The organism is Duganella alba (assembly GCF_009674495.1).
Lineage (GTDB): Bacteria > Pseudomonadota > Gammaproteobacteria > Burkholderiales > Burkholderiaceae_D > Rugamonas > Rugamonas alba.
In genome coordinates this window covers 1-9,627 of the sequence record NZ_WKJN01000065.1, presented here as the reverse complement: position 1 = coordinate 9,627, position 9,627 = coordinate 1, and the positions used below count along the sequence as shown (strand labels likewise).

At 68.0% G+C, this 9,627-nt stretch carries 11 protein-coding genes; 8 read left to right on the top strand and 3 right to left on the bottom strand.

Going from position 1 to position 9,627, the window contains the following annotated elements; all coding sequences use genetic code 11:
• Together GJ695_RS29750 and GJ695_RS28865 are read left to right on the top strand one after the other, a co-directional pair.
• Nucleotides 1-455, top strand: a 455-nt coding sequence (locus GJ695_RS29750) for a hypothetical protein (protein ID WP_166455420.1), incomplete at its 5' end; no start/stop codon positions are given.
• A 27-nt stretch (nucleotides 456-482) separates the two neighbouring features.
• Nucleotides 483-1,241 (top strand): TorF family putative porin, encoded by a 759-nt coding sequence (locus GJ695_RS28865; protein ID WP_154370535.1) that lies wholly within the window; start codon nucleotides 483-485, stop codon nucleotides 1,239-1,241.
• Here GJ695_RS28865 and GJ695_RS28860 read toward each other — a convergent pair.
• The 3 genes from GJ695_RS28860 to dapA form a co-directional block, all read right to left on the bottom strand.
• Nucleotides 1,238-1,678, bottom strand: coding sequence for a hypothetical protein (locus tag GJ695_RS28860; protein WP_154370534.1), 441 nt, complete (start codon nucleotides 1,676-1,678; stop codon nucleotides 1,238-1,240). The genes GJ695_RS28865 and GJ695_RS28860 overlap by 4 nt on opposite strands.
• Before the next feature lie 195 nt (nucleotides 1,679-1,873).
• A complete protein-coding gene (locus tag GJ695_RS28855) occupies nucleotides 1,874-2,458 on the bottom strand; it encodes a P-loop NTPase family protein (RefSeq protein ID WP_154370533.1) in 585 nt (194 codons plus the stop codon).
• The gene (dapA, locus tag GJ695_RS28850; RefSeq protein ID WP_154370532.1) at nucleotides 2,455-3,414 is read right to left on the bottom strand and encodes a 4-hydroxy-tetrahydrodipicolinate synthase; all 960 of its coding nucleotides are present in this window, start codon (nucleotides 3,412-3,414) and stop codon (nucleotides 2,455-2,457) included. The genes GJ695_RS28855 and dapA overlap by 4 nt, the downstream gene beginning before the upstream one ends.
• Nucleotides 3,415-3,607: 193 nt before the next feature.
• Here dapA and GJ695_RS29895 point away from each other — a divergent pair, with 193 nt between their 5' ends.
• From GJ695_RS29895 to GJ695_RS28825, 6 genes are all read left to right on the top strand, one after another.
• Nucleotides 3,608-3,700 carry a potassium ABC transporter ATPase gene (locus GJ695_RS29895; protein WP_208023469.1) on the top strand — a complete coding sequence of 31 codons (93 nt, stop codon included), beginning with the start codon at nucleotides 3,608-3,610 and terminating at the stop codon, nucleotides 3,698-3,700.
• Entirely contained in the window at nucleotides 3,697-3,786 is a 90-nt protein-coding gene (gene kdpF / locus GJ695_RS28845) for a K(+)-transporting ATPase subunit F (protein WP_154370531.1), read from the top strand. The genes GJ695_RS29895 and kdpF overlap by 4 nt, the downstream gene beginning before the upstream one ends.
• Nucleotide 3,787: 1 nt before the next feature.
• The gene (gene kdpA / locus GJ695_RS28840; protein WP_154370530.1) at nucleotides 3,788-5,605 is read left to right on the top strand and encodes a potassium-transporting ATPase subunit KdpA; all 1,818 of its coding nucleotides are present in this window, start codon (nucleotides 3,788-3,790) and stop codon (nucleotides 5,603-5,605) included.
• A 9-nt stretch (nucleotides 5,606-5,614) separates the two neighbouring features.
• On the top strand, nucleotides 5,615-7,735 hold the full coding sequence (kdpB, locus tag GJ695_RS28835) for a potassium-transporting ATPase subunit KdpB (RefSeq protein WP_154370529.1): 2,121 nt from the start codon (nucleotides 5,615-5,617) through the stop codon (nucleotides 7,733-7,735).
• Between the two features lie 103 nt (nucleotides 7,736-7,838).
• On the top strand, nucleotides 7,839-8,432 hold the full coding sequence (gene kdpC / locus GJ695_RS28830; RefSeq protein WP_154370528.1) for a potassium-transporting ATPase subunit KdpC: 594 nt from the start codon (nucleotides 7,839-7,841) through the stop codon (nucleotides 8,430-8,432).
• A 20-nt stretch (nucleotides 8,433-8,452) separates the two neighbouring features.
• On the top strand, nucleotides 8,453-9,627 hold a 1,175-nt coding region (locus GJ695_RS28825), incomplete at its 3' end, for a KdpD family sensor histidine kinase (protein WP_503826185.1).

The window sequence follows — 9,627 nt, the reverse complement described above, 5'->3', positions numbered from 1 at the left end:
CGTTGAAGCTGACGGCGTTGTCCGGCACGGCGGCCGGCGTGCAGCCGCGCTTTGCCGCCCGCGCCATCACCGGCCGCGCGCTGCGCATGGCGCTCGAACTGCTGCGCCAGCGCTACAACGACATCGTCGTCGACACCGAGGGCCGCGACACGGCCGACAGCCGCGCCGCGCTGATCGCCGCGCGCCTGGTGGTGGTGCCGGTGACGCCGCAGCAGGTCGATCTGGCGCGCCAGTACCAGCTGATCGCCCGCCTCAATGCCGCGCGCATGTTCAATCCGGACCTGCGCGTGCTGTTTGTCCTGGTCGGCGGCGACACCGCCCCCAGCGACGAGGAACGCGCCGCCGTGCGCGCCTACGTCGCCAGGGTGATGTCGGCCACGCTGGCCAGCACTGTCATTCGCGGCCAGGCGCCGGCCGATATGGACGCGCTGTACCGCGAAGTTTTCCACCACTGAGATTCACCACTGAGAGAAAGTAGCACCATGAACCAATTCGTACTTGCCGCAGCCGTTGCCGCTGCCTTTGCCCTGACCACCACCGGCGCCCGCGCCGAGGAGGCCGCGCCAGCGCCGGCCGCCGTGCCGGACAACGCCGTCAGCTTCAACGTGGCGGTGATCAGCGACTACCGTTATCGCGGCATTTCGCAGACGCGCCTGCAGCCGGCCTTGCAGGGCGGCGTCGATTACGTCAACAATCCGACCGGCCTGTATGTCGGCGCGTGGGCGTCGACCATCACCTGGATCACGGACGCGGGCGGCGACGGCCACGTCGAGCTGGACCTGTACGCCGGCAAGCGCGGGCAGGTGACGGCGGACGTGTCGTACGACGTCGGCGTGCTGACCTATGTGTATGCGTCCAACGCGCTGCCGGTCAGCGCCAACACCACCGAGATCTACGGCCAGCTGGGTTACGGCCCGGCCTACGTCAAGTATTCGCATGCGACCACCAACCTGTTCGGCTTCGCCGACAGTAAGAACAGCGGCTACATCGACCTGGGCGCCAACATCGACGCCGGCGACGGCTGGACCGTCAACCTGCACGCCGGCCGTCAGGACGTCAAGCACAACGATGCGGCCTCGTACACCGACTGGAAGGTCGGCGTGACCAGGGACTTCGGCGTGGTCACCGGCGCGCTGGCCGTCATCGGCACCAACGCCCAGGAATCGGCCTACACCTCGGCCGCCAACGGCAAATTCCTCGGCAAGACCGCCTTGCAGCTGATGATCAGCAAAGTGTTCTAACTCCGCCACGGAGCGCGCCGGTCCGCCGCGCGCTCCCATTCTTCTCCCGGCAGCTTGAGCCAGACGACGCGCCATGCATTGCGCACAACGTCGCCGGTGTTGGCGAGCTGCGATGGCGAGACCGGTTTGCCGTTGTAAATAATGTGATTGCCTTCGACTGCGGCGTGACGCACCCGCCCGTGCATGGTGACGCGCAGCTCGGTGCCTTCAGGCAGGAATAATTGCTTCCATTGATAGCCGGGCTTGGCGCGCGGCAGGGGCTGCGGCTGCGGTGCGGCGGCGGTGGCCTCGGGCGCGGCCTGCCGCCGCTCCAGCCATTCGGTGACCGCTTCGCACAGCGCTTCGTGCGCCTTGTCCGTATAACCGAGGTCGTCGACTGCGTGGCACAGCGCAAGCAGCACGCTGCCGCGCAGGCCTATAGGTATAGGGTGGTCCATTTTTTTTGCCCCTCCGGTCTATAAAGTCTATGAAGGTCTAGATCGGGCTAGAAAAGGCTAGAGCGGTCTATAACCGTTACCGTGGGGAAGTGGAAAAGTCTAGAACGGGCTATAAATCTCAAGGCTGCTCTCACATCCCCCAAGTTATAGACCGTTCTAGCCCTATGAAGTTCAATCTAGCCCTTTATAGACTTTCTAGACCGCCTGTCGCGGAAAAAGGGCACCCATGTATGCCGCCTCCAGGCGAGGGCGAAAGATTTCGCGGTAGAGGTGGCGCACTTCGGGGGCGCAGAGTTTGCGGTCTTCCTTGTAGGCTTGCAGTTCCAGCTCGCTGTGGCGCGAGTGATAGGTGTCTTCGCCATCGGCCAGCACCAGCGTGTCGGCCAGACGGGCGTGCGGCAGCTGGGCGACGAACACCAGCAGGCATCCCGCCTGATGCGGCGACAGCGGACGGCGGCCGTGCGCCACCGTCACCAGCAGCCGCGCGGCCGGATTGACGCGCTGGGCGGCTTGCAGGCGCGCCAGCACATCGGCGCAGCCATCGCGCTCCAGCGCCTCCGGCCGCAGCAGGGCCAGCACCACGTTGGCCCGCGCCAGCGCCAGGTCATCGCGCTGGGAAGCGTCGATCACCAGATCGTCGTAGAGTTGTGCGTCATACGGACCGGGATTGGGCGAGACCAGCAGCACGCGCTTGCCCGCCGCCACGCGCAGCATGGCCAGATCCTCGGCCAGATCAGCGACGGCGCAGTCGCCGTCCATGCCTGTCAGCGCGACGATCATATGGCCGCCATGGCGTGCGCCAGTGAGTAACGTGCGCCGGTCTGCGCATCGCCCGCCGCTGCCGGCGCGCGGCGATAGCGCGGCACGGCGTCCAGCGCCGCGAGCGCCGCCGCCAGATGTTCCCTGCAAGCCGGTGTGGCCGACACCATCGGCAGCCGCAACTCGTCGCGCAACAGTCCCTGCATCGCCAGCGCCGCCTTCAACGGCGCCGGATTCGGCTCCGAGAACAGCACGCGCACCATCGGCAGCAGGCGCTCGAACAGCGCGCACGCCTCGACCAGCCGCTGCGCGCGCACCAGATCGAACAACTGCACATACAAATCGGTACGAATCTGCGCCGACGCCGAAATCGCCCCATGAGCGCCGCCGCACAGCGCCGCAAACAGCAGCGCATCGTCGCCGCACAGCACCGACAGCGGCGTCTCGCGCACCAGGTCCGTCATCTGCCGCAAACTGCCGCCGGCCTCCTTGATGGCGGCAAACTGCGGCCGCTGCGCCAGCGTGCGCGCGGTGGCCAGCTCCAGCTGCACGCCGGTGCGCGCCGGCACGTTGTACAGCACGATGGGCCGCGCCGTGGCGTCGGCAATCGTCTCGAAATGGCGCAGCAATCCCAGCTGCGACGGCCGCACATAGGCCGGCGTCGACACCAGATAGCCGGCCAGATCCTCGTCGTCGAACTCCAGCACGCGGCTGGCGGCGGCAAAGGTATCGCTGCCGCCGATGCCCATCAGCACCGGACAGCGCCGCTGCGCCACCTCCAGCACGGCCGCCAGCGCCGCGCTCTGCTCGGCCAGATCCAGCTGCGGCGCCTCGCCCGTGGTGCCGCACACCACCAGCCCGTGGGCGCCGTCGTCGATGACGCGCTCGGCCAGCCGCTGCAGGCAGGCCAGATCGATCTCGCCGTGCGCCATCGGCGTCACCAGCGGCACCCAGATGCCGTGTAGGGAAGTCTGCATGATGTTCCTCAGTAGTTGCGATGGAACCAGCGTAGCCAAGCGCCCGTAAAAATGTTCTAAAGAGTCGCCCGCCGTCCGTAAAGAAAACGTAAATTTTTACGCTTTGTTTACACCCCGCCGGCAAGTCTTTACAAAATCTTTAGACCCTTCTGGCTAAGCTTCACGCTATCAAAACAAGACCTGTGAGGGTGTGATGGACTTAGTATTTATCGGCGCAATCGCGCTGTTCTACCTGCTGACGGTGGCCATGGCCGCCGGCTGCGACAAGCTCGGAGGCCAACCATGAACACGTTCTATGTGATCGGCGCCCTCGCGGCGGCCGGCCTGCTGGTCTACCTGGTGGTGGCCCTGCTGAAAGCGGAGGACCTGTAACATGACCCTGCAATCGATCCTGCTGCTGATCGTGTTCCTGGCGGTGCTGCTGGCGCTGGCCTGGCCGCTCGGCATCCTGCTGACCCGCGTCGGCGACGGCGCGGCCGGCGCCAGCCCGCTGCGCGGCCTGGGCTGGCTGGCCCCCATTGAACGCCTGATCTACCGCGCCGCCGGCGTCAACCCGAAGGAAGGCCAGGGCTGGAAGTCCTACGCCTTCTCGCTGCTGCTGTTCAGCGTCATCGGCACGCTGGTCACCTACGGCCTGCAACGCGTGCAACTGTGGCTGCCGCTCAATCCTCAGGCGATGGCCAACGTCAGCCCGGATTCGGCCTTCGACACCGCCGTCAGCTTCGTCGCCAACACCAACTGGCAGGGCTACAGCGGCGAACAGACCATGAGCTACCTGACCCAGATGCTGGTGCTGGCCGGCCAGAACTTCTTCTCGGCCGCCACCGGCATCGCCGTCGCCTACGCGCTGATCCGCGGCTTCGCCGCGCGCTCGGCCCGATCGATCGGCAACTTCTGGGTCGACCTGACCCGCTCGACGCTGTACGTGCTGCTGCCGCTGTCGCTGATCCTGGCCGTGGTCCTGATGGCGCAGGGCGTGATCCAGAACTTCTCGGCCTACCAGGAGGTGCAGCTGCTCGACCCGGTCACCTACAGCCAGCCGAAGGTGGGCGCCGACGGCCAGCCGCTGCTCGACGCCAAGGGCCAGCCGGTCACCGAAACGCTGACCGCCACCACCCAGACCATCGCCATGGGCCCGGTCGCCTCGCAGGAAGCGATCAAGATGCTGGGCACCAATGGCGGCGGCTTCTTCAACGCCAACTCGGCGCACCCGTATGAAAACCCGACCGCGCTGAGCAACTTCCTGCAGATGCTGGCCATCTTCCTGATCCCGGCCGGCCTGTGCTTCACCTTCGGCCGCATGGTCGGCGACCGCCGCCAGGGCTGGGCCGTGCTGGGCGCGATGACGCTGCTGTTCGTGGCCTGCACGCTGGTGGTACTGGGCGCCGAGCAGGCCGCCCATCCGGGCCTGCAGGCGCTGCACGTCGACCAGGGCACGAGCGCGCTGCAAGCGGGCGGCAATATGGAAGGCAAGGAAACCCGCTTCGGCATCTCGGCCTCGGCGCTGTTCGCCGCCGTCACCACCGCCGCCTCGTGCGGCGCCGTCAACGCCATGCACGACTCGTTCACGCCGCTGGGCGGCATGATCCCGATGCTGCTGATCCAGTTCGGCGAAGTGATCTTCGGCGGCGTCGGCACCGGCCTGTACGGCATGCTGATCTTCGCCATCATGGCGGTGTTCATCGCCGGCCTGATGATCGGCCGCACGCCGGAATACCTGGGCAAGAAGATCCAGGCCTACGAAATGAAGATGACCTCGATCGCCATCCTGGTGACGCCGACGCTGGTCCTGGCCGGCACCGCCATCGCCGTGCTGTGCGAGCCGGGCAAGGCCGGCATCGCCAATCCCGGCGCGCACGGCTTCTCGGAAATCCTGTACGCCTTCAGCTCGGCCGCCAACAACAACGGCAGCGCCTTTGCCGGGCTGTCGGCCAACACGCCGTTCTACAACAGCATGCTGGCGGTGGCCATGTGGTTCGGCCGCTTCGCCATGATCGTGCCGATCCTGGCGATCGCCGGTTCGCTGGCCGGCAAGCAGCGGCTGGAGGCCAACGCCGGCACCATGCCGACCCACGGCGGCATGTTCATCGGCCTGCTGTGCGGCGTGGTGGTGCTGGTCGGCGTGCTCAATTACGTCCCGGCGCTGGCGCTCGGCCCCGTGGTCGAACACCTGCAGCTGTTTGCCCAATAAGGAATCAACATGTCATCTACTACGCAAAAAGAGGCGACGCTCTTTACCAATCCGCCAGCCCGCAAGCTGCGCATGTTCGAGTCGCAGCTGGTGCTGCCGGCGATCGCCGACGCCTTCCGCAAGCTGCATCCGCGCACCCAGCTGCGCAGCCCGGTGATGTTCGTGGTCTACGTCGGCAGCATCATCACCACCCTGCTGGCGGCGCAGGCGCTGGGCGGCAAGGGCGAGGCGCCGTTCGGCTTCATCGCCGCCACCGCCGTCTGGCTGTGGTTCACCGTGCTGTTCGCCAATTTCGCCGAAGCGCTGGCCGAGGGCCGCAGCAAGGCGCAGGCGGCCTCGCTGCGCAGCCTGAAGCAGAGCGTCACGGCCAAGAAGCTGGCCACGCCCAAGCACGGCACCACCTGGCTGCCGCAGCCGGCGCTCGATCTGCGCAAGGGCCACTACATCCTGGTCGAGGCGGGCGACGTGATCCCGATCGACGGCGAAGTGATCGAAGGCGTGGCCTCGGTCGACGAAAGCGCCATCACCGGCGAATCGGCGCCGGTGATCCGCGAATCGGGCGGCGACTTCTCGTCGGTCACGGGCGGCACCCGGGTGCTGTCGGACTGGCTGGTGGTGAAGGTCACCGCCAATCCCGGCGAGACCTTCCTCGACCGCATGATCTCGATGGTGGAAGGCGCCAAGCGCCAGAAGACGCCCAACGAAATCGCCCTGACCATCCTGCTGGTGGCGCTGACCATCGTGTTCCTGGTGGTCACCGTGACGCTGCTGCCGTTCTCGCTGTTCTCGGTGGGCGCCGCCGGCGCCGCCGGTGTGGTAAGCAAGCCGGTGACCATCACGGTGCTGATCGCACTGCTGGTATGCCTGATCCCGACCACCATCGGCGGCCTGCTGTCGGCCATCGGCGTGGCCGGCATGAGCCGCATGATGCAGGCCAACGTGATCGCCACCTCCGGCCGCGCGGTGGAGGCGGCGGGCGACGTCGACGTGCTGCTGCTGGATAAAACCGGCACCATCACGCTGGGCAACCGCCAGGCCTCGGCCTTCTTCGCCGCGCCGGGCGTCACCGAGCAGCAGCTGGCCGACGTCGCGCAACTGGCCTCGCTGGCCGACGACACGCCGGAAGGGCGCAGCATCGTGGTGTTGGCCAAGCAGAAGTTCAACATCCGCGAACGCGACATGGGCACGCTGAACGCCAGCTTCGTGCCGTTCACCGCGCAGACGCGCATGAGCGGCATCGACATCGGCGCGCGCGCGATCCGCAAGGGCGCGGCCGACACCGTGCGCCAGTACGTCGAGGCGCTCGGCCAGCCATACCCCGCCGACATCGCCCGCACGGTGGACGACATCGCGCGCCGCGGCAGCACGCCGCTGGTGGTGGTCGACGGCGGCCGCGTGATGGGCGTGGTCGAGCTGAAGGACATCGTCAAGGGCGGCATCAAGGAACGCTTCGCCGAGCTGCGCCGCATGGGCATCAAGACCGTGATGATCACCGGCGACAACAAGCTGACCGCGGCCGCCATCGCCGCCGAAGCGGGCGTGGACGACTTCCTGGCCGAGGCGACGCCGGAAGACAAGCTGAAACTGATCCGCAGCTACCAGGCTGAAGGCCGGCTGGTGGCGATGACCGGCGACGGCACCAACGACGCGCCGGCGCTGGCGCAGGCCGACGTCGCCGTGGCGATGAACTCCGGCACCCAGGCCGCCAAAGAGGCCGGCAACATGGTCGATCTGGACTCGAATCCGACCAAGCTGCTCGAGATCGTCGAAATCGGCAAGCAGATGCTGATGACGCGCGGCTCGCTGACCACGTTCTCGATCTCGAACGACATCGCCAAGTACTTCGCCATCATCCCGGCGGCGTTCGTCGGCACCTTCCCGCAGCTGAAGGCGCTCGATGTCATGCAGCTGGCCAGCCCGGCCTCGGCGATCATGTCGGCGGTGATCTTCAACGCCCTGATCATCGTGGTGCTGATCCCGCTGGCGCTCAAGGGCGTGCAGTACCGCGCGATCGGCGCCGTGGCGCTGCTGCGCCGCAACCTGCTGCTGTACGGCGTCGGCGGCATCGTCCTGCCGTTCATCGGCATCAAGGCCATCGACCTGCTGCTGGCCGCCTTCAACCTCGTCTAACCGCCGCGTCGCCGCCGGCGACGTGGCCTCCCGCGCAGGCGGGAGCCGATACTCAGCATGGATTGCCGCCTGCGCGGCAATCGCGCTACTCTGGAGTTTTTTTATGACCTCGCACCTTCGTCCCGCCGTCACCGTGTTCGCCGCGCTGACGCTCCTCTGCGGCGTGCTCTACCCGCTGGCCGTCACCGCCATCGGCAAGGCCGCCTTCGCCGACCAGGCCAACGGCAGCATCGTCGACGTCAACGGCAAGGCGGTCGGCTCGTCGCTGATCGGCCAGGCCTTCAGCTCGCCGCAGTATTTCTGGGGCCGTCCGTCGGCCACCGGCCCGATGCCCAACAACGCGGCCGGCTCCGGCGGCGCCAACCAGGGCCCGACCAATCCGGCCCTGATCGACGCCGTCAAGGGCCGCATCGACGCGCTGCGCGCCGCCGACGCCGCGGCCGGCGTCGCCAACAGCGCCGCCATCCCGGTCGACCTGGTGACCGCCTCGGCCAGCGGCCTCGATCCCGAGATCAGCGTCGCCGCCGCCCAGTACCAGGCCGGCCGCATCGCCGCCGTGCGCAAGATCAGCCGCGAGCAGGTGCTGGCGCTGATCGGCCGCACCGAGCAGCGGCAGTGGTTCGGCTTCTTCGGCGAAGCGCGCGTCAACGTGCTGGCGCTGAACCTGGCGCTGGAGCGCGCGCAGCCGCGCGGCTAGGGTAAAATCCGCGCATGGCCATGTTCCCCCACGACGCTGTACGACCGGACCCCGATGCGCTGCTGGCGCAGGTGCAGGCGCAGGAACGCAAGGCCGCGCGCGGCAAGCTGCGCATCTACTTCGGCGCCTCGGCCGGCGTCGGCAAGACCTACGCCATGCTGGCCGCCGCCCGCAAGCTGCAGGAGGGCGGCCAGCCGGTGCTGGTCGGCGTGGTCGAGACCCACGGCCGCGCCGACACCGCCGCCATGCTGGCCGGCCTGACGCTGCTGCCGCCGCGCGCGGTCGACTACCGCGGCCGGCGCATCGCCGAGTTCGACCTCGACGGCGCCTTGGCCCTGCGGCCGCCGCTGATCCTGATGGACGAACTGGCGCACTCCAACGCGCCCGGCTCGCGCCATCCGAAACGCTGGCAGGACATCGAGGAACTGCTGGACGCCGGCATCGACGTGCTCACCACCGTCAACGTCCAGCACCTGGAAAGCCTGAACGACGTGGTGGGCGGCATCACCGGCATCCGCGTCGGCGAGACCGTGCCCGACACCGTGTTCGACCAGGCCGACGAAGTGGTGCTGGTCGACATCCCGGCCGACGAACTGCTGGCGCGCCTGCAAAGCGGCAAGGTGTACCAGGCGGCGCAGGCCGAACGGGCCGCGCGCAACTTCTTCCGCAAGGGCAACCTGATCGCGCTGCGCGAACTGGCGCTGCGCCGCACCGCCGACCGCATCGAAGACGACGTGCGCGCCTACCGCGTCGAGCAATCGATCGCCGACATCTGGAAGACCGGCGCCGCGCTGCTGGCCTGCGTCGGCCCGCGCGCCGACGGCGAACACACGGTGCGCAGCACGGCGCGCCTGGCCGGCCAGCTGGGCACCGGCTGGCACGCGATCTACGTCGAAACGCCGGCGCTGCAACGGCTGCCGGCCGCGCAGCGCGAGCAGATTCTCAAAACGCTGAAACTGGCCGAGGAGCTCGGCGCCAGCACCGCCGTGCTGTCCGGCCACGACATCGCCCAGGCCGCGCTGGACTACGCGCGCAGCCACAACCTGTCCAAGCTGGTGCTGGGGCGCGCCCACCGCAGCTGGCCGTGGCGCGCGCCGCACCGCCAGCGGCTGGCCGACTACGCCCCCGACCTCGACCTGATCGAGATCGGCGCGCCGCGCAACCAGCCTTCCGCCGCCCGCGCCGACCGCCAGGA